26 protein-coding genes and 3 pseudogenes are annotated in these 25,601 nt (G+C 65.3%); 12 read left to right on the top strand and 17 right to left on the bottom strand.

Going from position 1 to position 25,601, the window contains the following annotated elements; genetic code table 11:
- Window position 1: 1 nt before the first annotated feature.
- Window positions 2-950 (bottom strand): annotated as a pseudogene (locus E3T25_RS17515) (IS1380 family transposase); the annotation flags it as partial.
- A gap of 258 nt (window positions 951-1,208) precedes the next feature.
- On the opposite strand from E3T25_RS17515, the gene E3T25_RS12160 reads away from it, so the two are divergent.
- Window positions 1,209-2,576: an NAD-dependent succinate-semialdehyde dehydrogenase gene (locus tag E3T25_RS12160; RefSeq protein WP_104101534.1), complete on the top strand. Its 1,368-nt coding sequence runs from the start codon at window positions 1,209-1,211 to the stop codon at window positions 2,574-2,576.
- Between the two features lie 100 nt (window positions 2,577-2,676).
- Here E3T25_RS12160 and E3T25_RS17765 read toward each other — a convergent pair whose 3' ends face one another.
- The 6 genes and pseudogenes from E3T25_RS17765 to E3T25_RS17980 all read right to left on the bottom strand — a co-directional run.
- Window positions 2,677-2,769 carry an SsrA-binding protein gene (locus E3T25_RS17765; RefSeq protein WP_166785073.1) on the bottom strand — a complete coding sequence of 31 codons (93 nt, stop codon included), beginning with the start codon at window positions 2,767-2,769 and terminating at the stop codon, window positions 2,677-2,679.
- A complete protein-coding gene (locus E3T25_RS12155; RefSeq protein ID WP_134374466.1) occupies window positions 2,766-3,008 on the bottom strand; it encodes a hypothetical protein in 243 nt (80 codons plus the stop codon). The genes E3T25_RS17765 and E3T25_RS12155 overlap by 4 nt, the downstream gene beginning before the upstream one ends.
- Before the next feature lie 104 nt (window positions 3,009-3,112).
- Window positions 3,113-4,009, bottom strand: a complete 897-nt coding sequence (locus E3T25_RS12150; protein ID WP_241980841.1) for a carbohydrate ABC transporter permease — start codon at window positions 4,007-4,009, stop codon at window positions 3,113-3,115.
- Between the two features lie 10 nt (window positions 4,010-4,019).
- Window positions 4,020-4,883 (bottom strand): carbohydrate ABC transporter permease, encoded by an 864-nt coding sequence (locus E3T25_RS12145; RefSeq protein ID WP_241980839.1) that lies wholly within the window; start codon window positions 4,881-4,883, stop codon window positions 4,020-4,022.
- A gap of 92 nt (window positions 4,884-4,975) precedes the next feature.
- On the bottom strand, window positions 4,976-6,256 hold the full coding sequence (locus E3T25_RS12140) for an ABC transporter substrate-binding protein (protein WP_241980837.1): 1,281 nt from the start codon (window positions 6,254-6,256) through the stop codon (window positions 4,976-4,978).
- A gap of 833 nt (window positions 6,257-7,089) precedes the next feature.
- Window positions 7,090-7,238, bottom strand: a pseudogene (locus tag E3T25_RS17980) (IS1380 family transposase); the annotation flags it as partial.
- A 105-nt stretch (window positions 7,239-7,343) separates the two neighbouring features.
- Between E3T25_RS17980 and E3T25_RS12125 the strand changes: the two are divergent.
- Together E3T25_RS12125 and E3T25_RS12120 are read left to right on the top strand one after the other, a co-directional pair.
- A complete protein-coding gene (locus tag E3T25_RS12125) occupies window positions 7,344-8,369 on the top strand; it encodes an aldo/keto reductase (protein ID WP_134374508.1) in 1,026 nt (341 codons plus the stop codon).
- A gap of 201 nt (window positions 8,370-8,570) precedes the next feature.
- Window positions 8,571-9,068: an SRPBCC family protein gene (locus E3T25_RS12120; RefSeq protein WP_134342397.1), complete on the top strand. Its 498-nt coding sequence runs from the start codon at window positions 8,571-8,573 to the stop codon at window positions 9,066-9,068.
- A gap of 32 nt (window positions 9,069-9,100) precedes the next feature.
- Here the strand turns inward: E3T25_RS12120 and E3T25_RS12115 are convergent, their stop codons facing one another.
- Window positions 9,101-9,607: a hypothetical protein gene (locus tag E3T25_RS12115; protein ID WP_134374464.1), complete on the bottom strand. Its 507-nt coding sequence runs from the start codon at window positions 9,605-9,607 to the stop codon at window positions 9,101-9,103.
- Window positions 9,608-10,163: 556 nt separating this feature from the next.
- On the opposite strand from E3T25_RS12115, the gene E3T25_RS16845 reads away from it, so the two are divergent.
- A complete protein-coding gene (locus tag E3T25_RS16845; RefSeq protein ID WP_166786003.1) occupies window positions 10,164-10,325 on the top strand; it encodes a hypothetical protein in 162 nt (53 codons plus the stop codon).
- 233 nt (window positions 10,326-10,558) lie between these two features.
- Here E3T25_RS16845 and E3T25_RS12110 read toward each other — a convergent pair whose 3' ends face one another.
- Window positions 10,559-12,172: an isocitrate lyase gene (locus tag E3T25_RS12110; RefSeq protein ID WP_134374462.1), complete on the bottom strand. Its 1,614-nt coding sequence runs from the start codon at window positions 12,170-12,172 to the stop codon at window positions 10,559-10,561.
- A gap of 367 nt (window positions 12,173-12,539) precedes the next feature.
- On the opposite strand from E3T25_RS12110, the gene E3T25_RS12105 reads away from it, so the two are divergent.
- Window positions 12,540-13,238: a haloacid dehalogenase type II gene (locus tag E3T25_RS12105; RefSeq protein WP_104171164.1), complete on the top strand. Its 699-nt coding sequence runs from the start codon at window positions 12,540-12,542 to the stop codon at window positions 13,236-13,238.
- A 320-nt stretch (window positions 13,239-13,558) separates the two neighbouring features.
- Complete coding sequence (locus E3T25_RS12100) at window positions 13,559-13,936, top strand: rhodanese-like domain-containing protein (RefSeq protein WP_104101511.1); 378 nt, start codon at window positions 13,559-13,561, stop codon at window positions 13,934-13,936.
- A 174-nt stretch (window positions 13,937-14,110) separates the two neighbouring features.
- Here the strand turns inward: E3T25_RS12100 and E3T25_RS17975 are convergent.
- Together E3T25_RS17975 and trxA are read right to left on the bottom strand one after the other, a co-directional pair.
- A pseudogene (locus E3T25_RS17975) lies at window positions 14,111-14,404 on the bottom strand (DUF2202 domain-containing protein); the annotation flags it as partial.
- Between the two features lie 113 nt (window positions 14,405-14,517).
- On the bottom strand, window positions 14,518-14,898 hold the full coding sequence (trxA, locus tag E3T25_RS12090; RefSeq protein ID WP_104101506.1) for a thioredoxin: 381 nt from the start codon (window positions 14,896-14,898) through the stop codon (window positions 14,518-14,520).
- Window positions 14,899-15,077: 179 nt separating this feature from the next.
- Here trxA and E3T25_RS12085 point away from each other — a divergent pair, with 179 nt between their 5' ends.
- The 3 genes from E3T25_RS12085 to E3T25_RS12075 all read left to right on the top strand — a co-directional run bounded on the left by E3T25_RS12085 (window position 15,078) and on the right by E3T25_RS12075 (window position 17,820).
- Window positions 15,078-16,439: an MBL fold metallo-hydrolase gene (locus E3T25_RS12085; RefSeq protein ID WP_134374458.1), complete on the top strand. Its 1,362-nt coding sequence runs from the start codon at window positions 15,078-15,080 to the stop codon at window positions 16,437-16,439.
- A gap of 302 nt (window positions 16,440-16,741) precedes the next feature.
- Complete coding sequence (locus E3T25_RS12080; RefSeq protein ID WP_134342391.1) at window positions 16,742-17,050, top strand: rhodanese-like domain-containing protein; 309 nt, start codon at window positions 16,742-16,744, stop codon at window positions 17,048-17,050.
- On the top strand, window positions 17,047-17,820 hold the full coding sequence (locus E3T25_RS12075; RefSeq protein WP_338145480.1) for a sulfite exporter TauE/SafE family protein: 774 nt from the start codon (window positions 17,047-17,049) through the stop codon (window positions 17,818-17,820). The genes E3T25_RS12080 and E3T25_RS12075 overlap by 4 nt, the downstream gene beginning before the upstream one ends.
- Here the strand turns inward: E3T25_RS12075 and E3T25_RS12070 are convergent.
- Window positions 17,817-18,056, bottom strand: coding sequence for a metal-sensitive transcriptional regulator (locus E3T25_RS12070; RefSeq protein WP_134342390.1), 240 nt, complete (start codon window positions 18,054-18,056; stop codon window positions 17,817-17,819). The genes E3T25_RS12075 and E3T25_RS12070 overlap by 4 nt on opposite strands.
- Window positions 18,057-18,157: 101 nt before the next feature.
- On the opposite strand from E3T25_RS12070, the gene E3T25_RS12065 reads away from it, so the two are divergent.
- Window positions 18,158-18,658, top strand: coding sequence for a hypothetical protein (locus E3T25_RS12065; RefSeq protein ID WP_134342389.1), 501 nt, complete (start codon window positions 18,158-18,160; stop codon window positions 18,656-18,658).
- Between the two features lie 218 nt (window positions 18,659-18,876).
- Here E3T25_RS12065 and E3T25_RS12060 read toward each other — a convergent pair whose 3' ends face one another.
- Both E3T25_RS12060 and E3T25_RS12055 read right to left on the bottom strand, forming a co-directional pair.
- Complete coding sequence (locus E3T25_RS12060; RefSeq protein ID WP_104101492.1) at window positions 18,877-19,278, bottom strand: VOC family protein; 402 nt, start codon at window positions 19,276-19,278, stop codon at window positions 18,877-18,879.
- Window positions 19,279-19,397: 119 nt separating this feature from the next.
- Window positions 19,398-21,209: a DEAD/DEAH box helicase gene (locus E3T25_RS12055; protein WP_104101489.1), complete on the bottom strand. Its 1,812-nt coding sequence runs from the start codon at window positions 21,207-21,209 to the stop codon at window positions 19,398-19,400.
- Window positions 21,210-21,264: 55 nt separating this feature from the next.
- Here E3T25_RS12055 and E3T25_RS12050 point away from each other — a divergent pair, with 55 nt between their 5' ends.
- A complete protein-coding gene (locus E3T25_RS12050; protein WP_134342388.1) occupies window positions 21,265-22,953 on the top strand; it encodes a long-chain-fatty-acid--CoA ligase in 1,689 nt (562 codons plus the stop codon).
- Between the two features lie 6 nt (window positions 22,954-22,959).
- Here E3T25_RS12050 and E3T25_RS12045 read toward each other — a convergent pair whose 3' ends face one another.
- Window positions 22,960-23,457 (bottom strand): DNA alkylation repair protein, encoded by a 498-nt coding sequence (locus E3T25_RS12045; protein WP_134374456.1) that lies wholly within the window; start codon window positions 23,455-23,457, stop codon window positions 22,960-22,962.
- A 58-nt stretch (window positions 23,458-23,515) separates the two neighbouring features.
- On the opposite strand from E3T25_RS12045, the gene heR reads away from it, so the two are divergent.
- Window positions 23,516-24,301: a heliorhodopsin HeR gene (gene heR, locus E3T25_RS12040; protein WP_134374454.1), complete on the top strand. Its 786-nt coding sequence runs from the start codon at window positions 23,516-23,518 to the stop codon at window positions 24,299-24,301.
- Here the strand turns inward: heR and E3T25_RS16835 are convergent.
- Both E3T25_RS16835 and E3T25_RS12035 read right to left on the bottom strand, forming a co-directional pair.
- Complete coding sequence (locus E3T25_RS16835; protein WP_158250276.1) at window positions 24,298-24,435, bottom strand: hypothetical protein; 138 nt, start codon at window positions 24,433-24,435, stop codon at window positions 24,298-24,300. The two genes, heR and E3T25_RS16835, sit on opposite strands and share 4 nt — an antisense overlap.
- A 142-nt stretch (window positions 24,436-24,577) precedes the next feature.
- Window positions 24,578-25,528: an FAD-dependent oxidoreductase gene (locus E3T25_RS12035; protein ID WP_134374452.1), complete on the bottom strand. Its 951-nt coding sequence runs from the start codon at window positions 25,526-25,528 to the stop codon at window positions 24,578-24,580.
- Window positions 25,529-25,601: the final 73 nt, after the last annotated feature.

The raw sequence follows: 25,601 nt of genomic DNA, 5'->3' as shown, positions 1-25,601 counted from the left end.
CCAGGCGTCCGGTGATGTTCTCAGCCTTCTTGCGGGACGTGAACGCGGTGAACGGGACCTCGGCGACTTCGGTGCTACGTGATCCACGTTTTCGTGCTGTTGTCATAGATCGCGTTGGTGTACGCAATCGCTGTCCAGGCGTTGTCGGGGATCGTTCCGATCGCTCGTTTGATGGCGGGGTTCACGCGGGCGGTGACGGAGACGTCGGCACCGGCTGTGAGGGCCGCACTGATTGAGGCGTGACCGTAGCAGGCAGAGTGGCGCGGAGGAGCGCGCGCGTTTTTTCGGCTCCGTGGAGCCGTTTGGTAGTGGCGAGGGCATCACGGATCAAACGGGCGGCGCCGCGCTGTGACTAGCACGCACCGCGGCGGAGCCGTTGACCAATGATGATCGGCGCTGATGATGATCGGCACTGACACGTCAGTTTTCAGCGCGTCGAGCAACACGTTGAGGCCGCGCACGCCGGAGTACCTGTAGCCGGAGCCTTCCTTCTGGTACCCGTGGACTTCGATGATGGTGTCGTCAATGTCGAGGAAGATGTAGCCGTCGGTGTCGTGCACGAGCAGTGGGGTTTCGGGCGCGAGGCCCCGCATGAAGCGTGAGGCGACGGCGTCGAGCTGCCGGACGTGACCGAACGCGAACTCGCGCAAGAACGACCCCGACGTCGACGGCGCGTATCAGTTGGTGAAGACCTTCCGCATGCCTCCGTGATGAAGAATCGCGAGGTCGTCGATCGAGTCTGCGCCGGCGACCATCCCTCCGACCAGTGAGGTGACTTTCAAGCCGGCGTTGGCACCCTTGTCGGCGGGGACGGTCAGCCACTGATCGGCCAGGGTCGCCAGCCCCGCTCGGGCGGCCAATTTCATGATCGGGACCAACTCAGCGCACGACACAAGATTCGGGTCGGTAAATGATGCAGAAACGGTGCGGTTGGTGTGGGTAGCTTGCATCTACAAGATGCTCATCTGTTTGGTAAATTTATACTCTAGACAAGTTCTATCTACCTGATCACCTGGGTATTCTTGGTATATCGCGCCGTCAAAATCCCACGTCGACCCGTGGATTCAGGCTAAGAAGACCACACCGAGACGAAACGAGCCGTCGCAACTTCCGCTGGCCTCATTCGCCTTGACAAATCCCGCGAACATGGTTGGCTCGTATCAGTGCCAATTTCCGGAACATAGTCCGACCGTGAAAGGAGGTGGCTCGTGAGCCACCATGCCGTTGTCAACCCCGCCACAGGCGAAACCATCAAAACTTACGCCCAGCTTTCTGCTGATGAAATCGAGCAGGTTATCGCATCGGCGGATGAGGCCCACCGCGGCTGGTCACGCAGCTCTTCAACCAACGAGCGGGCCACACTCCTGCGCAGGGTCGGCGATTTGCATGAGGAGCGCCGTGACAAGCTGGCGGCCATGATCGTGCGCGAGATGGGCAAGCCCGTCGATCAAGCGCTCGGCGAGGTCGACTACGCCGCCGACATCTACCGGTACTACGCCGACAACGCGCAGGAATTTCTGAAGGACGAACCAATCACCCTGCTGAGCGGCGAGGGTTCCGCGTTCATGCGTTCCAAATCGCTCGGTGTGCTGATCGGTGTCATGCCGTGGAATTTCCCGTACTACCAGGTTGCGCGCTTCGCCGCACCGAACCTCATGACAGGCAACACGATCATCCTCAAGCATGCGTCGCAGTGCCCGGAGTCGTCCGCGGCGATTGAGCAAATCTTTCACGACGCAGGCTTTCCGGCTGGTGCCTATACCAATGTGTACGCGGACAGCGAGCAGGTCGCCACGATCATCGCCGACCCGCGGGTGCAGGGCGTCTCCCTCACCGGTTCGGAGGGCGCCGGCGCGGCCGTTGCCGAGGTGGCCGGTCGTCACCTCAAGAAGGTCGTGCTGGAGCTGGGCGGATCAGACCCGTTCATTCTGCTGAGCACCGACGACATGGCCGCCGCAGTGGATGCCGCCGTTGCCGGTCGCCTCCGCAATGGCGGGCAGGCCTGCGACGCCGCCAAGCGATTTATCGTGATCGATGAACTTTACGATGAGTTCACGGAGAAGTTCACCGCCGCCATCCTGGCTTGCTCTCCCAGCGACCCGACCGTCCCCGGGGCAGACTACGGACCCCTCTCGTCCCTCGACGCGGCCGAACATCTCGCGGAGCAGGTCGAGCGTGCAGTCGCACAGGGAGCGACCTTGGCGGGCACTGGCAAACGGTCTGGTAACTTCTACCCGTCTGGCGTGCTCACCGATGTCACGCGAGACAACGACACATACCACGAGGAGTTCTTCGGCCCCGTAGCGTTCGTCTACCGGGCAGGCTCAGAAGATGAAGCCATCGCCCTCGCGAACGACACTCCGTTCGGGCTCGGCTCCTACCTGTTCACGACCGATCCCGAGCAGGCACTGCGGGTTGCCGACCGCATCGAGGCCGGCATGGTCTACGTCAACCTCGTCAACGCCGGCAGCGCGGAGCTACCGTTCGGCGGAGTGAAAAGAAGCGGCTTCGGGCGCGAACTCGGACGCTACGGTGCCAGCGAATTCGTGAACAAGAAACTCATTCGTATCGGCTAGACCCATCGCAGACCCCGGCGAACGCCGTTCAGTCGCCGAGTGTGCGGCACGCGAAAACTGCTCGTGCCGCCTCGTGGTCGTCCTGGCGTTCACGCAGCGCCTAGCGAACGCCGAACCCGCGTTTTCCGTGGGCGACCGCGAGTTCGACTTTCGCTCGACCATCGCTGACGAACAGCGAGAGCAGCACGATCATGCGTCCACCTCCGTCGCCTTGTTGTGGATCTTCACAGGTTGCCACCGGTTCTCCGGGTTGAGCAGACCAGCGCCCACCAGTTCGAGCGCGGAACGGTGATCAGCCAGGTTGGTGCTGGCCCGCGGATGCCGCGGCCACGCTTGCTTACCCAGCGTGCTCGACTCAAAAACAATGGTCGGCTCGACACGTGCGGATGCCGCAGCCGGACCCGAAGCGCTGACGTCATCGTGGTCGGCCACGAACAGCTTTCATCGATGCGCGCAACGTCGGGCGGATCGCCGCCTCGACCCGGTCCCAGCCCGGCCACATCGGGTCGGATACTTGACGAATTTACAATTCACACCTATTTGATGCCGCTACGCGCGAATCCCTGCACGAAGAAGCGCTGGAACACCAGAAACAGCACCACCATGGGCACCACGTTGATAAGGGCAAACGCCATCGTTGCACCGAAATCCGACCCGAATTGGCCCTGCAAGTAGAGCAGGCCGATCGGCAGGGTGAAGAGTTCGTTCTGCTTGAGGGCGATAAGTGGCCAGGCGAAATCATTCCAGGACTGCAGCAGCGTCATGAAGAACAGCACAGCGATCAGCGGCTTTGAGAGCGGCAGAACTATACTCGTGAACACTCTAAAGTGGCTAGCCCCGTCGATGCGCGCCGCCTCGATCAGGTCGCGTGGGATGGAGAGAATGAATTGGCGTGCGAGGAACAACCCGAAAGCGCTCGCGGCCGTGGGCAGGATGACCGCCCAGTAGCTGCCGTAAAGCCCGAGGTTCGTTACGAGCCGAAACAGCGGCACCATAATCACCTGCACGGGGATCATCAACGTTGTCAGGGCGATGAGAAAAACGACGTTCGAACCGCGGAACTTGAGCTGCGACAGGGCATACCCGCCTAACAGGTTGACGAGCACCGTGAGAACTGCCACCGTGATCGAGATCGCCATGGAATTGCTAAACCAGGTGGCAATCGGGAACCCTGCGAGGACGCGCTCAAAGTTTCCGACTGTCAGGGTACGCGGCCAGAGACGCAGTGTGCCACCCAGCAGCTCGGACCGTGATGAGAACGCGACTACAAGCATCCAGTACAGCGGGAACAGCACAACGATGCTGATGAGGATCGCCGCAACGATGCGGGCGAAGAGCCCCCGTCGCGAGCCTCTGCGCGAGCGCGGCGCCCCTAATCTTGTTGTCTTCTGCCTGCGGGTCGCCGGCGCTGGCGAGAGGGTGGATGTTGTCACGATTGTGTCCTTATTCGACCAGGTCCCGGCTGCGGCTGGTTCGCCACCGTACCGCAGTGAAGATAAAGGTTACGAGAAGAAGCACGACACCGATAGCGGCGGCGTAACCCTGGTCGCGAGTCACGAAACCCGTGTCATAGGCGTAGGTGACAAGCACGGATGTGGCATTCTGTGGGCCGCCGCCGGTCATCACGAACGCGATGTCGAAGACTTGGAAGGAATAGATGACGTTCAGAATGAGCAGAAAGAATGACGACGGGCCAAGCAGGGGCACTGTCACATTCCGGAATCGGACCCAGAAACCCGCCCCATCCAGTTCGGCCGCTTCATAGAGTTCGGGGCCGATGCTCTGAAGGCCCGCCAGGTAGATGAGCATGTTGAATCCGACCCTCCACCACAACGTCACGAGAACAACAGACACGAACGCGGCGAATCCACCGGACTGCCAGTTAACGCTCGGAAGTCCGATAAATCGGATCAAATTGTCGAGGATGCCGTTGTTCTCGTTGAAAACGAGTACACCGATCAGTGCGGTGGCGACGCCCGAGATAGCCATCGGGATGATGAGAATGGAACGGAACACGCCTCGGGCGGGAAGGATCGAGTTGAATAGCACGGCTGCGCCGAGGCCAAGGACCATCGACAGAGGCGTCACGATGATTGTGAACAGCAGGGTGTTCGCCGTGGATCTCCAAAAGAGCGGATCGCCAAGAAGGCGCTCATAGTTGGCGACACCGACGTATTCACCGACCCCGAACCCGTTGGTCTCCTGAAAGCTGATCACCACGGTCCACACGAGCGGGACGAGCACGAATAGGCAAAGCAGCAGCATATTCGGGGTCAGAAACAGCCACCCCGCGAGTGCCTCGCGCACGGTTTTACGATTACGACGCCCCGGGCGCCTTGGAAGCGTAAGCGACGGCGCGACGGTGCCCGCGACGCGGTCCTGCTCGACGGCGACTTTTGTCACGAATTGCCCGTGGTTTGGGCGATCCCTTCTGCGATTGATTTCAGAGTGTCTGCGGTACTTGTCGAACCGGCGAAGGCCGATTCCAGGTTGTCCTGGAGTACGGTGATGATTCTCGACATGTCGGGGGACGCCACCTGGCTTGAGTCCTTGGCGCGCACCGTTGAAGCCTGGCTGAGAAAGATGGGGGCGAGCTCGGGACGTACATCGAAAGCGATGCCCGATTCGCTGAGATCCTTACGGGTCGGCAGGAGTGAGGCGGTCTCGCAGAAGTCGCGCATTTGCGTGCCGCCCGTGACGAAGTCAAGGAAGGCTGCGGCGAGCTCCGGGTTGGCGGTGCCCGCAGTGGCGACGAGCGCATTCCCCCCGAAGTCGCCCCCACCGCGCTTGCCACGTGGCGCGAAGGTCGCGCCCCACTCGAAGTCGAGTGTGTTCGTGGCATCCGGGATAGCGAACGCACCGGACCAAACCATCGCCGAGGTCTGCGAATACCAGGTGTCGCTCGCGAACGTGGCCGACTTGATGGTGTTGTTCGGCGGGACGAAGTTCTTCGTGAAAAAGCTTGACGAGAATTCCAGGGCAGCCAACCCTGCGGCCGAGTCGATCGCAGGGTCGGTGAGGTTCGTGTCCAGGAACCGGCCGTCCGCCTGGAAGAGCAGGCTAAGCCAGCGGGTGACGCCATTACCCTGCCAGTTGTAGGCCATGGGGTAGGCCTCTGCGGGTTGGGCGGCACGCAGGGTCGCGGCGACCTCGGACAGCTCGTCCCACGTCCAGGCGCTGTCGAGAGAGGTGGGAACCGACGTGATCCCGGCCAGTTCCAGAATGGCTTTGTTGTACAGGATCACTGAGGTATCGGTGTGGTGAGGCACCCCGAACGGCTTATCGTTACCCTGCACGGCCGCCCAGGCCGCGTCGGTGAAGCGATCGGAAAATCCGGATTCCAGGTACGGGCTCAAGTCCAAAAGCTGGTCCCGACCGGCGTAACTGCCAAACGTGTAATACGGCACGCGGAAGATGTCCGGCGGATTCCCCGCCTGCAGCTGGGCATCAATGTTGGTGAACATCTGTCCGTAGGGAACCGAGTTCAGCTCGATCTTCGTTCCCGCGTTAGCCTCCTCGAACGACGCGATGGCACGAGCGAAACTTGCGAGCTCCGCGTCTGTGCCCCACGTAGTGAATGTCAACGTTTTTGACCCCGTGGCCGTAGAGGTTGACTGCTGCGGCGCGAAACCGCATCCTGACAAGAGCAGGGGTAATGACACCGCTCCGGAGCCGATCAAGAAATGACGTCTGCTAAAATCCATGCAGGGATCCTTCAGCTGGGTCTGGGAGATTCAGATTTCAAGAGTTACGTACAATGATGCCACTGGCACATTATCACGACCCTGGCTGCCGCCAACTGCCGTCTGTCACCGTCGGAATGTGCAAAAGGAATTGACTCACACCGGGCGCAAGACCCGCGCTCGGCTCATCGCTGCCGCGACGACCCTCCTTGTCAACGTCGGGCGTGATGGAGTGTCCACGCGTGCCGTCAGCCGCGCGGCCGGTGTGCAGCCACCCGCCATATAGCGGATCGCGGCCAGGTCAAACCACTCCCGCTTCTGTGGCGGCAGCAACCATTCTCGCCGGTCCTCTCCATCGCGCAGCCAAAGCCGGGATGCTCGACGCTTCCGACCTTCCAGGTATCCCATCGCACTCGTGAAGCGGTTCTCGCATCAGTCCTGAACGACGCCGGACCGACAGTCGGGTCCGCTGCGGTCACTGCTGCTGTGCGGCTTCGAGCGTCTTTAGCCGACACAACCGTGCTCACCGCGACCGAGAGACAGCTTTTGGGAGACTGGCTCGACCGTGAGGACTCGCGCCGCACGGCCGACGAGCACGGCTGCTTAGCCTGAGTCCACCGGCTGGCTTGTGAGGGAATTCTGATATCGGTTTTGTGGGGGGCTTTGAGAGTTTCAGGCGCGGATGCGGTCCGGGTCTCGCGGCCCGGGGTGTTCCGCTGGTGTTCCTGTTGATGCCGGTGTCCGCTGCTTGGTCAGGTGGGGTCGGGTTGTCGCGGTCGAAAGTTCTGGTCGAACAGGGCCGTCCTGGGTTTCTCCGAGGGCCAGTGCTCGGGCAGGTGCGCCAAGGAACTGCTCTAAGGTCGGCATTCACGAGCGCTATCGTGGCGTGAGTGCGGTGGGTTGTGTCGGCGGCGACGGTGTCGACGGTGCTGGTGGTGAAGAAGGCATGGAATGGATGGGTGTCGAACAGGGTCGCCCGGGGTGGCCCTCAGGTCAACGGACGGGCGGTATCGACGTAGTCGAACGTGTGAAACTGATGGCAGGGTCTCGGGCACTCCGCCTCGAAAAAGAACAGGAATCGCACATGGAATATCGCTCACTCGGCAACAGCGGCGCGGTCGTTTCGACCTACGCCCTCGGCACCATGACTTTCGGCGCGGAGGCCGATCAGGAGATGGCACACACACTTCTGGACACATATGTAGAGGCAGGCGGCAACTTCGTCGACACCGCGGATGTCTACAGCTCCGGGGTCTCGGAGGAAATGATCGGGTCCTGGCTGGCTTCGCACCCGACCGAGCGTGCGCAGATCGTTCTCGCGACCAAGGGCAGGTTTCCGATGGGCACCGGCCCCAACGATCGGGGAACCAGCCGCCGGCATCTGAACCGGGCACTTGACGATTCGCTGCGCCGGCTGGGCACGGATCACGTCGACCTATATCAACTGCACGCCTGGGACGCGTTGACGCCGCTGGAGGAGACCCTGCGCTTTCTCGACGACGCCATCCGGAGCGGGAAAATCGGCTACTACGGCTTCTCCAACTTTCTGGGTTGGCAGCTGATGAAGGCCGTGTACGTGGCGCGGGCGCTCGGTTTCACGCCGCCGGTCACCCTGCAACCGCAGTACAGCCTCCTCGTGCGCGAAATCGAATCGGAGATCGTGCCGGCCGCACTCGACGCGGGCCTGGGGCTTCTCCCTTGGTCGCCCCTCGGCGGAGGCTGGTTGTCGGGTAAGTACCGGCGCGACACGGACCCCACCGGAGCAACGCGCCTCGGTGAGGATCCCGCGCGCGGGATGGAAGCCTGGGGTCCGCGCAACAAGCAGGAACGCACCTGGCGTATAATCGACGGCGTCGCTGAGGTTGCAGCCGAGATCGGTGCCACGAGCGCGCAGGTGTCCCTTGCCTGGCTTGAGGTGCAACCGGCGGTGACCTCGGTCATCCTCGGGGCGCGGAGTGTGAAGCAGCTCGCGGAAAACCTGTCCGCGGCCGACGTGCAACTGAGCCCAGAGCACCTGGAACTGTTAGGCGCACTCAGTTCACCGGTCGTTTCCGACTATCCCTACGGTGAGGCGGCGGTCGCGCAGCGCTTGCGCGTGGTCGGTTTTTAGGCCCGGTGCTCGAGCCGGACCGGTCGCCGCCACGACCTTGCCCATCGCACCCGACGGCATGCCGGTGCACTTCTCGAACGGCCAGGTGCCCTCCGTGCCGTCGATCTGTCCCTGTTTTCATACCCACGGGGTATTCACCACGGAAGACATAAGCGAGATCCTGTTCTGAGACCAGAAAGCGAAAACCCCGAAGGAGAAATCATGACCGTCATCAGTTCGAACACCGACACCGAGGCGCTGACGCTCACCTTCGTGGCCGATTTCGACGCGAGCCCGGAGCGGGTGTGGCAGCTCTGGGAGGACCCGCGTCAGCTCGAGCGCTGGTGGGGCCCGCCGACCTGGCCGGCCACCTTCGAGCGGCACGACTTCGTGCCCGGCGGCCGGTCGAACTACTACATGACCGGCCCGGACGGCGAGAAGGGGCCCGGCTGGTGGGTGACCACGCTGATCCAGCCGCCGCGCCGGTTGGAATTCGAGGACGGCTTCGCCGACGAGAACGGTGACCCGATTCTCGAGATGGGCTCGGTGCGGGCCGTGGTGACTCTGGAGGAGGCCGACGGTCGTACCCGCATGACCACGGTGTCGACGTTTGCGAGTCTCGAGCAAATGCAACAGATTTCCGAGCTGGGTATGGAGGAGGGTATGCGCCAGGCCATGGGGCAGATCGACAGGCTTCTCGCTGAAGACGACAGCGCCTGACCGGAGCGCCGTCGCCGGCGGTCGCGCCTCGCTCAGTGCACGAGCGCCTTGAGTGCGATCAGTGCCAAGCCCATGCCCGCCGTTCCCGCCGCGGTGGCGAGCTTCGCGCGTGAACCGGCCTGCCGTTGCCGGGCAGCCCACCAACCCAGCACCGCGAGGGTGATCACAGCAGCCCACAGTGAAAGGTCTACGGCCGCATCTATCGACCACCCGAGGAGTGCGGCGAGGATCAGGCAGGCTACCGGCACGATGAGCGCCCATAACAGCCCGGCTGAGCGTTGCAGCGCCTCACGGACCGCCTCCCGCCAGCTCAGGTCCCGATTGCCGACGATCTCGGCGTACACATGCGCGCCCCAGAACACCAGGACGGTTCCCACGGTACGGGCGATGAGGGCCGGCAGGCCGGGGTTGTACAGGGAGAACGCGGAAATGAGACCCGCGGTCAGCACAGTGCCGTAGACGGCCTCCGCGTTCATGGCCCGCGACACCCACGGGTAGCGCCGCAACCGGGCATCCAGGTCGAACCCCGAAGGCTTCACCGCCACCGCCGTTTCCGCATTGGCAACTCGCTGCCGCCGCGGTCAGCATAGTCGGGCGAGCTGCGTATGACCCTGCATCAGCAACCACGCCGCGCCAGCATCGTTGGGCGGTCGCGGTCGCGGTCGCGTTCTCGGGCATGCGTCGGGCGGAGAAGTTGCCCTCCCCGGAGAAGACCGTACGGCAGGCGGACCGCGACGAGCCTGCGCCGTTCTGACTCGGGATCCGCGATTTCGCGTGCACGTGTTACACGGCGTTGCCGGCGATCCAGTCCAGAACGGCAGGAGTCGCATGGCGAGCGCGTGGCCCAACTCCGTGTCGACACGAGTGCCCCAAGGCCACGACCTCCGCCCGGTTGCTGGCTCCCGAGCACACGGCCAGCCGCCCCGAATATGCGGATGCCGAGGCGGTGGCCCTGCTGGACGACGTACTGGCCGGTCAGACCTCGGGCTCCCGGGCGACCACGCCTAAGACTTCGACGAGCTGGCGGCGACCATTGGCACCCTCATCGGGAGCGACGTCACCTTCCGCAACCTCACCCCGGCCGCGCACGCGGACATGCTGACGGGATTCGGACTCGACGCGGGCCTGGTGGGCTTTGTTGTGGGGCTCGACACCGACATCCGTGACGGCCTGCTCGGTGAGACCACCGGTGTCCTCGCGTGCCTCACCGGCAAGCCGCCGACCCCGCTCGCCGCGGGTTTGGCTCGTGCGTCGTGAGGTGGTTGCTCGAGGCGAAGAACGGGGCCTCGGTGACCGACGCTCGATCGGCATCGGCATCGGCATCGGCATCGGCAGGCGTCTGGCCAGCCCCGAGGGGGCGACGAGCACGTGGAAGCCTTTGCGGGCAAGGATTGGCACAACCTCAGCCTGCCGGCCAAGGTGGAGGGCCAACGAAGAAACCCCAGTTCTGCGACTGGGGCTTCTTCATTGCGACCTCTGCAGAACTCGGGCTAGTGGCTCAGTGCCGGTTCCTCGAACTGGTTCATCGTGTTGTTGGTGCCGCCGGCCTTCAGGGCGGCCTCGCCGGCGAAGTACTCCTTGTGGTTGTCACCGATGTCGGAGCCGGACATGTTCTGGTGCTTGACCGTGGCAATCCCCTCACGGATCTCTCGACGCTGCACACCCTTGACGTAGGCGAGCATGCCCTGGTCGGCGAAGTAGCCCTTGGCCAGGTCATCGGTGGACAGCGCGGCCGTGTGGTAGGTCGGCAAAGTGATGAGGTGGTGGAAGATGCCGGCCTCGGCCGAGCCGTCGCGCTGGAAGGTGCGGATGCTCTCGTCGGCGATTTGAGCGAGCTCGGTCTCGTCGTAGGCGACGCTCATCAGCTTCGCGCGGTCGTAGGCCGACACGTCCCTGCCCTCGGCGAGCAGGTTGTCGTACGCCTGCTGACGGAAGTTGAGCGTCCAGTTGAACGACGGGCTGTTGTTGTAGACCAACTTGGCGTTCGGGATGACCTTGCGGACCTCGTTCATCATTCCGGCGATCTGGGCGACGTGCGGCTTCTCCGTCTCAATCCAGAGCAGGTCCGCGCCGTTCTGCAGCGAGGTGATGCTGTCGAGAACGCAACGGGCCTCACCGGTTCCCTGACGGAACTGGAACAGGTTGCTTGCCAGGCGCTTGGGGCGCAGCAGCTTGCCGTCGCGCTTGATGACAACATCCCCGTTACCCAACTCGGCCTCGGTGATCTCGTCGACGTCGAGGAAGGAGTTGTACTGGTCGCCCAGGTCCCCGGGTTGGTAGGTCACGGCGAGCTTCTGCGTCAGGCCGGCACCGAGCGAGTCGGTGCGCGAGACGATGATGCCGTTGTCGATGCCGAGCTCGAGGAACGCGTACCGCACGGCGTTGATCTTCGCGATGAAGTCCTCGTGGGGAACGGTGACCTTGCCGTCCTGGTGGCCGCACTGCTTCTCGTCCGAGACCTGATTCTCGATCTGGATGGCGCAGGCGCCTGCCTCGATCATCTTCTTGGCCAGAAGGTACGTCGCCTCGGGGTTACCGAAACCGGCGTCGATGTCCGCGATGATCGGCACGACGTGGGTCTCGTAGTTGTCGATCTGTTCCTGGATGTCCGCGGCCTTGGCGTCGTTGCCGGCGGTACGGGCCCCGTCCAGGGCGGTGAATAGCAGGTCCAGCTCGCGGGCGTCGGCCTGGCGGAGGAAGGTGTAGAGCTCCTCGACCAGCGTGGGAACGGCCGTCTTCTCGTGCATGGACTGGTCGGGCAGCGGGCCGAAGTCGCTTCGCAGAGCAGCGACCATCCAGCCGGACAGGTACAGGTAGCGCTTGTTCGTGGTCTTCAGGTGCTTCTTGATCGAGATCATCTTCTGCTGGCCGATGAAGCCGTGCCAGACTCCGAGGGACTGTGTGTAGACGGAGGAGTCCGCGTCGTACTCCGCCATGTCCTTGCGCATGATGTCGGCGGTGTACTGGGCGATTTCGAGGCCGGTCTTGAAGCGGTTCTGTGCACGCATGCGGGCGACCGACTCAGGGTTGATCGCGTCCCAGCTGCTTCCGGCCGCGTTCTTGAGAGCTTCGACAGCCTGGGTGTCGTCTTGATAGATGGTCATGTGCATTCCTTCGACGTTGAATTGTGCAGAGCGTTGGACGGCTTCCGGCGGCCCGTTATCGGCTGCTAATTGAAGACTGCTGCAATAACAAGCGGTCTTCTTCACGATTCCCGGCAGAACTTTTGGGATTCTTCTTCGTTTGAGAAGAATTCCCTGAGCGAGCCGGATCGTGACCGGGAATATGCCGAGATCGACGACCCAGGTGGGATCGGAGGGGAGGCCACCCCGGTGGATCCCTCCCCGCGCGACTAGGGTGTTGCGCGGAAGAAAGCTTTGACAGGAGGACCACCTGAGCCCTGACCGTGGCTGGGGTGTTCCTCGCGGGAAAGGCACGGCGGCAGAACCGCACCAATCAAAGGAAATCACTATGAACAGCACACCTTCAGTAATCGTTTTCGACGTCAACGAAACCCTCTCCGATATGTCCCCGCTGAGCGCCCGGTTCGTGGAGATCGGAGCCCCGGCCCACCTGGCCCGGGTCTGGTTCGCCTCGCTGCTGCGGGACGGCTTCGCCCTCGCCGCCGCGGGAGGAACCGCGCAATTCTCCATGATCGGATCCGAGATCCTGCGCGGGGTCCTCCGCGACGTCGACCTGACCCGTAGCCTCGACGACTCGGTGCGCCACGTGATGGACGGCTTCGAGACGTTGAGCCTGCATCCGGACATTGCCGACGGCATCCGTGATCTGAAAAGTGCAGGGTTGCGCCTGGTGACCTTCTCCAACGGATCCGCGCAGGTGGCCGAGTCCCTCCTGACCCGGGCGGGTCTCCGAGGGGAGTTCGAGGCTCTGCTCACGGTGGAGGACGCCCCGGCTTGGAAGCCGGTTCGGGCCGCCTACGACTACGCCGCGGATGTCTGCGGAGTGAAGCCGGGCGACCTGCTCCTGGTGGCCGTGCACCCCTGGGACATCCACGGGGCCGCGCAGGCAGGCCTCCGCACTGCGTGGCTGAACCGCGCCGATGAGATCTACCCCAGCTTCTTCGCGGCACCGGACCACACCATCACCGCCCTCGGCGAACTGGCCACCCAGCTCGCCCGCGACTCGCACCCCGCCCATCGCCCCTAACGAATTCGACGGAGATTTTGGCTCTGGAGCCCGGTTTGTGGCCCACACAGGTCGAAAATCGGAAAATCTCCGTCGAATTCGTTCGGGCGGGCCGTGGTCTGGGGGCAAGGGCTGTCGGGAAAGAGACCGAGGCCGATGGTGGCGCTCTGGATACCCTAGGGGGTATACTGATACTTTCAGTGAATCGAGAAGGAGTCAGCTATGTGCAGCCCCATTCGTTGTAACCGTTGCGGCAAGATCACCTGGACCGGTTGCGGTGAGCACGTCGACAGCGTCATGGCCGACATCCCGCCCGCTCAGCGCTGCACCTGCAACTAGGCATGAAGAACCTCGTCGCAGCACTCGTCCTGGCCGGTGCCGCCCTGTTCGGCCTCACCGCGTGCTCCGCTCCGGTCGCCCCGGCGGCTGAGTCCGCCATGGCGGCCGGCACCGTCGTGATCGACGTGCGCACCCCCGGGGAGTACGCCGCCGGTCACCTCGAAGACGCGCTGAACATCGATGTGCAGTCATCCGACTTCGACAGCCAGGTTGCGGCGTTGCCGACCGACGGCGACTACGTCGTGTACTGCCGCTCGGGCAGCCGTTCGGCCGCCGCGGCGGCCCGTCTGGCCGATCTCGGGTTCACCTCGGTGACGGATGCCGGCGCCATGTCTGCCGCCACCGTCTCCACCGGTCTGCCGATCGTCACGACCCCGTAGTGCCCGCAACACCGGCACCACCCACAACACCGCGAAGGGCACCCACGAGCGTGGGTGCCCTTCGCGGTGTTGCCGGTGCTTAGCCGCCGAAAGCGACGAGGTGCTTTCGAAAGCGGCCAGCAGTCGCTCGTAGACCTTCAGCACGTCGGGGGCGGTGACGCCCTCGACCGCGATGGTCAGATCGGCGATGTCGGTCTCCTCGACCGCGCGTCCGGCCTCCATAGCGGTGTCCACGCTGACCGAGCCCTCGGCGAGGAGGGTGTCGTAGAGGTCCTGGGTGTCGTCGGTCAGGAACTCGTCGGCCTCCAGTCCGACGGTCGGGTCGGTGAGCTCATACCGCTCCAGGAGGGTGCACACGGCATCCAGGTGCTTGGATTCCGACTTGGCGATGCGGGTAGAGAGCGCCGGGTCGTAATGGGCGTCGAATGCGGCGTACAGGTCGTACGCGAGCTTCTCTTCTTCGCTCATCGCCGCGAGCTCTGACTTCTGGTCCTCGGTCAGCGTGCCCATGACCATGCCGCTCGGGTTCGACTGGCCGGCCTGGGGGGCGTCGCCGGGAGTCGGTAAGGCGGAGAGGCCGGTCAGGCAGACGCCTTGTCGGCGGCCTGGCGTGCTGCGATGCTGGCGTGCACCTCGTCCATGTCGAGGCTCCGCACGGCGGTGATGACCTCTTCCAGTGAGGAGGCGTTCAGGGCGCCGGGCTGGGAGAACACCAGCACTTTATCGCGGAAGGCCATCAGCGTCGGGATCGAACGGATGCCCGCGGCGGCGGCCAGGCTCTGCTCGGCCTCGGTGTCGACCTTGGCGAACACGATGTCGGGGTGCTTCTCGGACGCGGCGGTGAAGGTGGGCGCGAACATGCGGCACGGGCCGCACCAGGCCGCCCAGAAGTCCACCAGCACGATGGAGTTGTCGGTGATGGTCTGGTCGAAGGTTTTCTCGGTGGTGTCAATGGTTGCCATGACTCCAGAATATACCCCATGGGGTATTTTGGTCAAGCGTCGGGCGGCGCCCGGAGCGGCCCGACAGGTTGCTTTTCAGATACCCCTGGGGGTATCGTATCCAATGTGCGATCCGATCGCACGCACAACGCAGGCAAGACGTCAGCACGACGCACGCAAGACTTGGAGGACTTCGAACCATGGACGTTATCGTTATCGAAACCCCGCAGCTGGGAGACCGCAGCTACCTGGTGCACGACGGCGCGGTCGCGCTGGTCATCGACCCGCAGCGCGACACCGACCGGGTGGAGAGCGCGGCACGCGAGGCCGGAGTCACCATCACCCACGTCGCCGAGACCCACCTGCACAACGACTACGTGACCGGCGGCTTCGCGCTCGCCCGGGTGCACGGCGCGAAGTACCTGGTCAACGCCGCCGACTCCGTCACTTTCGAGCGGGAGCCGGTCACCGACGGCCAGGTCTTCCCAGTCGGCGGCCTGACCGTCACCGTGGTGGCCACGCCGGGGCACACCCACACCCACGTGTCCTACATCGTCAGAGACGGCAGCGAAGAGGCGGTCTTCTCCGGCGGCAGCCTGCTGTTCGGCTCGGTCGGACGCACCGACCTGGTAGCCACGACCGACACGGTCGCGCTCACCCACGACCAGTATGCCTCGGTGCGCCGGCTCGTGCACAAGGCCGAGCATGACGCCGCGCTCTTCCCGACCCACGGGTTCGGCTCCTTCTGCTCCAGCGGCCCGGCCACCGGCGCCGGAGCATCCACCATCGGCGAACAGCTCACGGCGAACCACGCCCTGACCGACTCCGATGAGGAGCACTTCGTGCGCGACCTGATCACCAACCTCACCGCCTACCCCTCCTACTACGCGCACATGGCCCCCGCGAATACGCAGGGTCCCGGCGCGCCGAACCTGCAGGTGCCCGAGTCCCTCGACGCCGTCGAGCTCACCCGGCGCCTGGCCGAGGGGGAGTGGGTCGTCGACCTGCGCAACCGGGTCGCGTTCTCGAGTAACCACCTGCAGGGTGCCGTGAGCTTCGAATACGGCAACGGCTCGAACTTCACCACCTACCTGGGCTGGGTTCTGCCCTGGAAGGAGCAGCTCACCCTGGTCGGCGACCGCGCAGACGTCGAGGACGCCATCCGTGACCTGTCGCGCATCGGCATCGACTCGCCGGATGCCGCCATCGGCACCGAGCCGCACGCCCTGGCCCCGGATGCCCCGGTCGCCACCTACCCGCGTGTGGGCTGGGTCGGGATGCTGCAGGGCCGCGCCGAACAGGATGTCCTCCTGGACACCCGTCGCGCCGACGAGTTCGCCGGTTCCCACCTGCTCGGTGCGGTGAATGTTCCGCTGCACGAGTTGCTCTCCCGGATGGAGGAGATCCCGGCCGGCACAATCTGGGTGCACTGCGGTTCCGGCTACCGTGCCGGGGTCGCCGCCAGCCTTCTGCAGCGCGCCGGCCGTGAGGTCGTGCACGTCGACGGGAACTTCGACGAGGCCACGGCTGCCGGACTCACCCTGGCCGAGCTGACCGTCTAACCCCATGCCGGGAAAGCGAACGGCGATCCACCCGGCCGAGAAGCGCAGTCCCGGCTCGTGGACCGTCCCTGGAAGATGCTGCCGATCGGTGTGCTCTTCGGTTCTGGCCTCGACACTGTCGTCTCGATCAGTCTCTCCGTTTTTGCCCGGGGTGCTCACGCCGGGCCTGTTTTGGTACGCGGCCCTGGTGCTCCCCATCGTCTTCTGGGAGCGGTCCTGTTCGGCGTCGTCGCGCTGACCGGAGTCCTCCTGGTTCTGTGGGCACCATTCCGCCCCAATCTGTCCCTGGAAAGGCACTCATAATGGAACTCACCCCGCAGCAAGTCTTCAGCCGCCTGGCCGAGGCGCAGATCGTCGAAGTGCGGGAAACCCCCGAGCTTCTCGACGGCATGATCGCCGGAGCCCGGCACATTCCGCTCAGTACGATTCCGGAGAACACCGCAGCTCTGGACCCGAAGCGACCCGTGATCCTGGGCTGTCGCAGCGGGAGTCGCAGCGCCAGCGCCGCCGACTACGTGGCTGCCGCGGGATTCGACGCGAATACGATGACGGGCGGAATGCTCGAGTGGACTGCTGAGCGGCTGCCCACTGTTCTGCCTCAGCGCCCGTGATCATCGCGGCCCTCGTCCTCGGGCTCATCGTCGGGTCCCTGCTGGGCCTGGTCGGTGGGGGCGGGGCGATCATCGCCGTGCCGGCCCTCGTCTACGGGGTCGGGCTGCCGTTGGAGGAGGCGATCCCCACCTCCCTGATCGTTGTCGGAGCGGCCTCCGCCGTCGCCGTGCTCCCGCGGCTGCGTCGCGGCGTCAACTGGCGGCTGGCCACCATCGTCGGGTCGGCCGGGGTGGCGACCGCCTACCTGGGCACCATGGTCAACCGGCTGCTTAACCCGGGAGTTCTGTTGCTGATTTTCGCCGTGATCATGGTGATCGCCGGCATCCGCATGTTCATGCCGCCCCGACCTGGCGGCGGCCCCTGTGCGCTCCCGGGCGGGGAGATCAGGTGGCGCAGCTGCCTGCCCCGCGCGCTCGCCACCGGCGCGGTGGTCGGTTTCCTGACCGGGCTGCTCGGAGTCGGTGGAGGCTTCCTCATCGTGCCCGCGCTCACCCTCGTGCTCGGCCTGCCCATGAGCGTGACCGTGGGAACCTCGCTGGTCATCATCGTCATCAACTCGTTGGCCGGGTTCACCGCGCACCTGGGTGACGTGCAGATCGACTGGGCCGTGACCGGTGCGTTCGCCGTGACGGCCATGGCTGCGTCGCTGATCGCCGGCCGGCTCGCCCGCGGACTGTCCGACACTGTGCTGAAACGCGGATTCGCCGTTCTGGTTCTGCTCGTCGCGGTCTATGTGGCCGTGCAGGCCGTGGTGGCGCTTGTCGACTAGGACAGCGCTAGGAACAGCTTTTCGAGTTCCTCCACGTGGAGGGGCTTCTTGTCAACGGTGTCGCCCTGGTCGGGGAGACACTCCTTCATCGCGGAGGTGATGATCGTGAAGCCGGCGCGGTCGATGGCGCTGGAGACGGCGGCGAGCTGGGTGACGACCGCCCGGCAGTCGGTGCCTGCTTCGACGGCGGCGATCACCGCGACGAGTTGCCCCTGGGCGCGCTTGAGCCGGCTCATGGTCTTGCGCAGATCATCTGGCCTTGTCGGGTCTGACTACATGTGTATAAAATACCCCGTGGGGTATCAACCCTCTTGACAATCGAGGAATCAGCCACACCATGAGAATCTCTAGAACGTTCACCGACCTCCGCATCTGGCCTCGCCGAAGACGGATGGTCGCAGCCGGCATCGCGGCGGCGGCGTTAACCGCGCTGACACTCGCCTCGGGCTCCGTTGCCGTGGCCGGCGGATCACTGATGTTCCCCGGTGCCGTCTGGGCCTATGCGGTCACGGTCGTCGGGGCCGGGCTGATCGGCCTGGTCGTCGCCAGCTACTTCGATGCCCCGATCGGCGGGGAAGCCACCCGGTGTGACGTGCGCTGGCCCGTGCTCGGCCTGATCGCGGTTTATCTCACCACCGAACTGCGGGAGGCCGTTCCACTTATCGCGGCCGCCGTTCGCCCGGTCGTCGCCGTCGCCGCGATCGCGCTGCTGGCATGGGCGCTGCTCGAGCGTCTGGGCATCGAGCACCGTGCCGTCGACGATCGGAGTGTAAACGGTGAGGACGGCGAGGTCTGCACGACCTGCAAGCCGCTGTTCCCGGCGACGCGGAGCCGCTGACACCGTTAGGGCGCCAGAGGGTCGAGCCGACCGGCAACCACAGGAAGTCAAACCCCCAACAGTCGCACCGACGCTCCACTGCCCGGAAGACCGTGGTGCTCAGGAGGTCACGTTCCTGCGCGCTGAGACCGCCGAGTTCCGGTCTGCTCCCGACGAAGGTCTCCAACGGCCGATGATGTTTTGGCTGGTCTCCCCGTTCCAGATCACCGGGTACACCGCTACATGGATTCCGCGACCACGGCCAGCACGTTGGCGGCCGGGTCCGTGAACCAGGCGATTTGGGCCCGGTCTTCCTCGTCGCGCATGATGCCCTTCTCGTCGTTGGGCGGCATGTCGGCCAGATCCGCATCGCCGTAGATCTTCGTGGTCACGCCGCGGGCGTTGAGCTCGTCGACCGTCTTCTCGACGTCGTCGGTCATGAAGTTGAGAACGGTGAAGGACGCCGGCACATGATCGGGCTTGACGTAAATGAACAGCTGCGCGCCGTTGCCGAGCCGAACCTCGAGGTTGCCCATCATGCCCTCCGTGACGGAGAGACCGAGGGTCTCACCGTAGAAGCGTTTTGCCTTGTCGATGTCGTCAACGGAGAACGAACTGAAGGCCTCGGAACTGGTGAACATGTCAATCTCCTTCGTCAGGAACCATGTGGTTCGCCGACGACGATTGCACTCTGCACCAGAGTTGGATAGCCCCCGGCAGGGTAGCGGATCGCAGACCCGTGCCCTGCCGAGGCAGGTGCCTAGTAGCTGCGCGGCTGGCGCGGCGGGCGCTCGGTGCGGCCCTCGCGACGGACCGGTCCGCCGCCGTCGGCACGGATTTCGATGAGCTTGCCGCTGATGCGGGTGTTCTCCAGTCGGCCCAGCACGTCGCCCGGCATGTCGGCCGGCAGCTCGACGAGCGAGTATTCCGGGTTGATCTGGATGTGACCGAAGTCTTCGCGGCTCAGGCCACCCTCGTTGGCGAGAGCGCCGACGATCTGGCGCGGTTCCACCTTGTGGCGCTTGCCGACCTCGATGCGGTACGAGGCCATCGCGCGGTTGTTGTCGCGGGGGCGGCGTTCCACCCGCTCCACGCGTTCGCCGCGCTCTGCGCGTTCGTCACGGCGGTCGCCGCGACCGGCGTCGGCGCGGGCGCGCTCTGCCCGGTCGCCGCGGTCGGCACGCTCGGGCCGCTGCGCGCGGGCATCCGCCTGGGTGAGCAGCAGGGGAGTCTCTCCCTGGGCGACGACCGCCAGGGCCGCCGCGACATCCGCTTCGGGCACGTCGTGATGTGCGACGTAGTGACCGATGATGTCGCGGAAGGCGCCGATCCGTTCGGACTGGCCGAGGGCCTCGGTGATGGCGTCGTCGAAGCGTGCCAGGCGGGTGACATTGACGTCTTCGAAGCTGGGCAGCTGCATCTGCGTCAGCGGCTGGCGGGTCGCCCGCTCGATGGCGTTGAGCAGGTGTCGCTCGCGCGGCGTGACGAAGCTGATCGCTGCGCCGCTGCGGCCGGCTCGGCCGGTGCGGCCGATGCGGTGCACGTACGACTCGGTGTCGATCGGGATGTCGTAGTTGACGACGTGGCTGATGCGGTCGACGTCGAGGCCGCGCGCGGCGACATCCGTTGCGACCAGGATGTCCAGCTTGCCGGACTTGAGCTGGTTGACGGTGCGCTCGCGCTGCACTTGGGCCACATCGCCGTTGATGGCAGCGGCGGAGTAGCCGCGCGCGCGCAGCTTCTCGGCGAGCAGTTCGGTCTCGTTCTTGGTGCGGGTGAAGACGATCATGCCCTCGAAGTTCTCCACTTCGAGGATGCGGGTGAGCGCGTCGACCTTCTGCGGGTACGACACCATCAGGTAGCGCTGGGTCGTGTTCGCGGAGGTCGTGGTCTTGTTCTTGATCGTGATCTCTTCAGGGTCGTTCAGGTACTTCTTCGAAATCCGCCTGATCTGCGGCGGCATGGTCGCCGAGAACAGGGCGACCTGCTTGTCGTTCGGGGTGTCGGCGAGGATCGTCTCGACGTCCTCGGCGAAGCCCATCTTGAGCATCTCATCGGCCTCGTCGAGCACCAGGTACTTCAGCTGCGACAGGTCGAGCGTGCCCTTTTCGAGGTGGTCCATGATGCGGCCGGGCGTACCGACGACGATGTGCACCCCACGACGCAGCGCGGAGAGCTGCACGCCATAGCCCTGGCCGCCGTAGACGGGGAGCACGTGCACGCCGCGCATATGACCGGCGTACTTCTCGAATGCCTCACAGACCTGTAGGGCAAGCTCACGGGTCGGGGAGAGCACGAGTGCCTGCGGGGTCTTCTGCGCCAGGTCGAGGCGCGAAAGAATCGGCAGCGCGAACGCGGCAGTCTTGCCGGTTCCGGTCTGGGCGAGGCCGACGACGTCGCGCCCGGCGAGAAGCGGGGGGATGGTGGCGGCCTGAATGGCGGAGGGAGTTTCGTACCCGACGTCCTTGAGCGCCTTGAGCATCGAATCATTGAGCCCAAGGTCGGCGAAGGTTTTCGTGTCGCGGGCAGTATCTGCCTCGCTCTGCGTGGGGGTCGTGTCAGGGGTGTGCATACTACAACGGTAATCCATCGGAGAGTGCGCCCCGTTCGTGCGGGAGGATAAGACCATGTCGACAACGCAGCAGCAACCCTGGGTAAAGAACTATCAGCCGGGCGTCCCGGCCGAGATCGAGCTCCCCACGGAGTCGCTCGTCGCGATGCTCGAGCGGGCCGTGGCCGAGGCCGGTGACCACCCCGCACTCGAGTTCTTCGGGCGCCGCACGACGTACACCGAGCTCGGCGACCAGGTCGACCGGGTTGCGGAGGGTCTGCGGCACCTCGGGGTGCGAGCGGGAGACCGGGTGGCCCTGATCCTGCCGAACTGCCCCCAGCACGTCGTCGCCTTCTACGCGGTGCTGCGCCTGGGTGCCGTGGTGGTCGAGCACAATCCGCTGTACACCTCGCGGGAACTCCGCCACCAGTTCGAGGACCACCAGGCGCGCATCGTGATCGCCTGGGACAAGTCCGTGGCCTCCGTTCGCGCCTTCCCGCGCGACATCGAGATCGACCACATCGTGTCCGTGAACCTGCTCCTGGCGTTCCCGACCCTCAAGCGCCTCGCCCTGCACCTGCCGGTGAAGAAATTGCGCGAATCCCGCGAGGCCCTCACGATTGCCGCGCCGGGCACGATCCCGTGGAAGGAACTGCTCAGCCATCTCCCGATCGATCCCGCGCATCCGCGCCCGTCGGTCGACGACCTCGCGGCCCTCCAGTACACCTCGGGCACCACGGGCCAGCCCAAGGGCGCCATGCTCACCCACTTCAACCTGTACTCCAACGCTCTGCAGGGCGAGGCATGGATGCACGGGGCCGAGTACCGCAAGGAGGTCTTCTACGCGATCCTGCCGATGTTCCACGCGTTCGGTATGACCCTCTACCTGACCTACGGCATCCGTAAGCAAGGTCTGCTCGTCTTGTTCCCCAAGTTCGACCCCAACTTGATTCTCGACGCCATGAAGAAGTCGCCCGCCACGGTGTATTGCGCGGTGCCGCCGATCTACGAGCGCACGGCCGTGGTGGCGAAGGAGCGCGGAATCTCGCTGCGCTCCTGCAAGTACTGCATCTCGGGTGCGATGAACCTGCCCGACCATGTCGTGGAACTGTGGGAATCGGTGTCGGGCGGGCTGCTGGTGGAGGGCTATGGCATGACGGAGACGTCGCCGGTGGCCCTCGGCAACCCGTTCCACCCCACCCGCCGGCCCGGCACGGTCGGCGTGCCCTTTCCCTCCACGCTGATGAAGGTGGTCGACCTGGACGACCCCACCGTGGAGGTAGTGCAGGGCCGGCCCGGCGAGCTGCTCCTGAAGGGCCCCCAGGTTTTCCAGGGCTACTGGAACAACCCCGAGGAGACCGCGAAGGCCCTCCTCCCCGGCGGCTGGATGCGCACGGGGGACATCGTGACCGTCGACGCAGACGGCTTCACCACGATCGTGGACCGCGCCAAGGAACTCGTCATCACCGGCGGCTTCAACGTCTCGCCCTCGGAGGTCGAGGCGGTGCTGCGACTGCACGCGGATGTCGTCGACGCGGCCGTCGTCGGCAAGGCTCTCGAACGCGGCGGGGAAATGGTCGTCGCGGCAGTCGAGCTGAAGCCCGGAGTGCCGCTCGATGAGGATGCACTGCGGGAGCACTGCCGCGAGCACCTCGCCGCCTACAAGATCCCGCGCCGGATCGTCACGATCGAGGACATGCCCCGCTCCATGCTCGGCAAGATCCTGCGCAAGCAGGTGCGCGAGCAGGTTCTGCCGGGGCTCTGAGACTGATCAGAGGTGCTGCTCGAGCCGACGCTTCGTGAGCAGGTAGGCCCGGCGCAACCACGGATCGCCGTCGCCGGCCCAGCGATTGAGCACCCCGTCTGCCCGGGCCCGGCCCGGCGCATCCAACCGCTCCACCAGCGGACCCACCACGTCGACGGCGAGCGGGTCGACCAACTCGCGCAGGCGGGCACTTCGCACAAATCCCTCGATCCGGCTCAGGTCGGAGTTGTCCAGCACCCGCACATTCGATTGCAGCAGCACGACGGCCGCGAGACGGCGCTCGAACACCGGCACCGCCCACAGCTCGGAACTCAATGCTGTGATGTCGTCGTGCGTCAGGCCGGGATACCGGCGGCCGGCGTCCCGGATCGTTCCGCGCACCGCGCCGACCGAGGCACCGTAGAACCGCAGGTCGCTGCCCAGCCGCTCCTGCGCCGCCGCCGCCCGGTACGGATCCCCCTCGGCCTGCAGCGTCGCGTCTACGAAGCTGCCGGCGTCACTCACCCCTTCATTCTCGCGTTTCCGGAGGCTGCCGGCGCACCCCGGCCGTTACGCTGAGCGCATGACGACGGCATCGGAGAACACCGTGACGGACGCCCGATCCACCCGCCTGAGCAGCGTCAACCTCGCCGCCGCACTCCTCCTGATCGCACAGGCCGTTCTGGTCTCCGTGGTCGTCCTGGCCCAGAGCGCCCCGGTGCTGCTGCCGGTCACGGCCGGCTTCCCCGGCGGGCCGGTGGGTTCCCAGGCCGAAGCGCAGGTCGTCGACCTGGCCGCCGTGAACCTCGGGGTGGCCGTCGTCGTCCTGCTCGCCTTCTCCGCGCTCCTACGCCTCGCCGCCGTGACCCCGACGGTCGCCGGCAGCTACCGGCGCGGCCTGGCCGCCGCGCGCAATCCGCTGCGCTGGGTCGAGTACTCGCAGGTCTCCGCGATCACGGTGTTCCTCATCGCCCAGTTCAACGGCGTCACGGAGGTCGGCACGCTGGTGGCGCTCTACGCCATCACGGCGGGTGCCACGCTGTTCCTCGCACTGCAGGAGCGTGAACCGGCCGGCGGCTCGCTCCGGCCCTTCGTCTTCGGAGCCATGGTCGGCATCGTGCCGTGGGGCATCATCGCCTTCTACCAGGTCGGCGCCGGGGTCCTCCATGACGTGCCCGAACTCTTCGTGCGCACCGTCACCCTCTCGCTGCTCGCGGTGGCGGCCTTGGTCTGGACCAACGCCTGGCTCGGCCGGCGAGCCCACGGCGCATGGGCGCATCCGCACCGAGTGGAGATCGTGCAGATCACCCTCGTCACGCTCGGCACCACGCTGCTGGCCGCGCACGTGGTGTGGGGCGTGCTGCTCTAGGCGAGGTTCGACACCGTCAGGTGCGGGGCCGACTCCAGCAGGGCCTGCTCGAACCCGGCCAGTGCCTCGGCGGGGAGCGACCAGGCCTGCTTCGGGCATCCGTCACCGGGTCTGCCACCCGCATCCGTCGTCACGTTAATACGAAGATTTTTTGGTAAACGCCGGTCTTGGCGCCTGAGCGGCGTGTCGCCAAAATCTCCGAAGTTAGCGACGGCGCGCCGGGTCTCGACGGGCTCGACCGCCGGAAGACGAGCTCGACCGCCGGGCTCAAACGGGCTAGGCGAGCGCGCGGGCCACGTCCAGTCCGGAGCGCACGGCCCGAGAGATGCCCGACGGATGCCCGTGCAGCCGCCCGAAACCGTCTCCCGCCACGAAGATGCCGGGCTGGTCCGCGCTGCGGAAGAACGTGGAATCCGACCCCGAATCTGCAGGCACCACAGCATTCGCATACCGCCAGCGCTTCAACGCTGAGTCCAGAACGCGCACGCAGGGCAGCAGCCGGATCAGCTCGGCCAGCAGCTCCGCCTGCGAGAATGTGGCGTCCGCGTCCCAGGTCGCCTCGCTCCAGAGCGGGCTTGCAATGACCTCGAGCCACACCTGTCGGGCATCGTCCCGGTGCCTGACTCTAATCGTCTCGATGACTCCGTCGGGAGCGGACCAGCCCACGACGTCATTCACGACGTCGGCGCCGTCGACGATGCACAGCAGAACGGCCCGCCTGTCGTAGGCAGCCTCGAGCAGGCCGGGCGCGACAGCGATCCCGCTGCCGCGCAGCATCTGCAGGTTCTGTGGAACCGGCGCTGTGAGAACCACCGCCCGGCCCCCGAACGGTTCCCCCGAGTTGTGCGGCACGACGTGGATAAGACCGGAATCCTGCACGGCGAGGTGGGTGACGAAGGTGCGCCGGAGCGTCGTGCCGCCCGCCCACCGCTTGGCGATATCGCCCGCGGGCTCGTCGAACATCCACTTCGCGTAGCCCTCGGTGTCGGGCACGAACCGGGCTCCCGTTCGGCGGGTGATCTCGCGGGTGACCTCGGCGTCGTGACTGTGAACCGTGTCGACGGACGGGTTCAACAACCGGCCGCCGAGCGGGCGGCTCGCGAGCCGCCCGCCCGGCCGCGATCCCTTGTCGAGGAGGAGGACCGCACGACCGCGCTCCTGCAGGTTCCGGGCGATGGTCAGACCGCAGACGCCCGCACCGACCACGATGACGTCCCACGTTTCCATGTCTGGAGGCTAGTGCACGCGCGTTGCACGCGCATTGCACGCGCATTGCACGCACAGCGCGCCCACCGTGCAG

Origin of the sequence: Cryobacterium sandaracinum, from assembly GCF_004403415.1 — a bacterium.
Taxonomy (GTDB): Bacteria; Actinomycetota; Actinomycetes; order Actinomycetales; family Microbacteriaceae; genus Cryobacterium; species Cryobacterium sandaracinum.
This window is presented reverse-complemented; position numbering and strand designations above follow the sequence as displayed.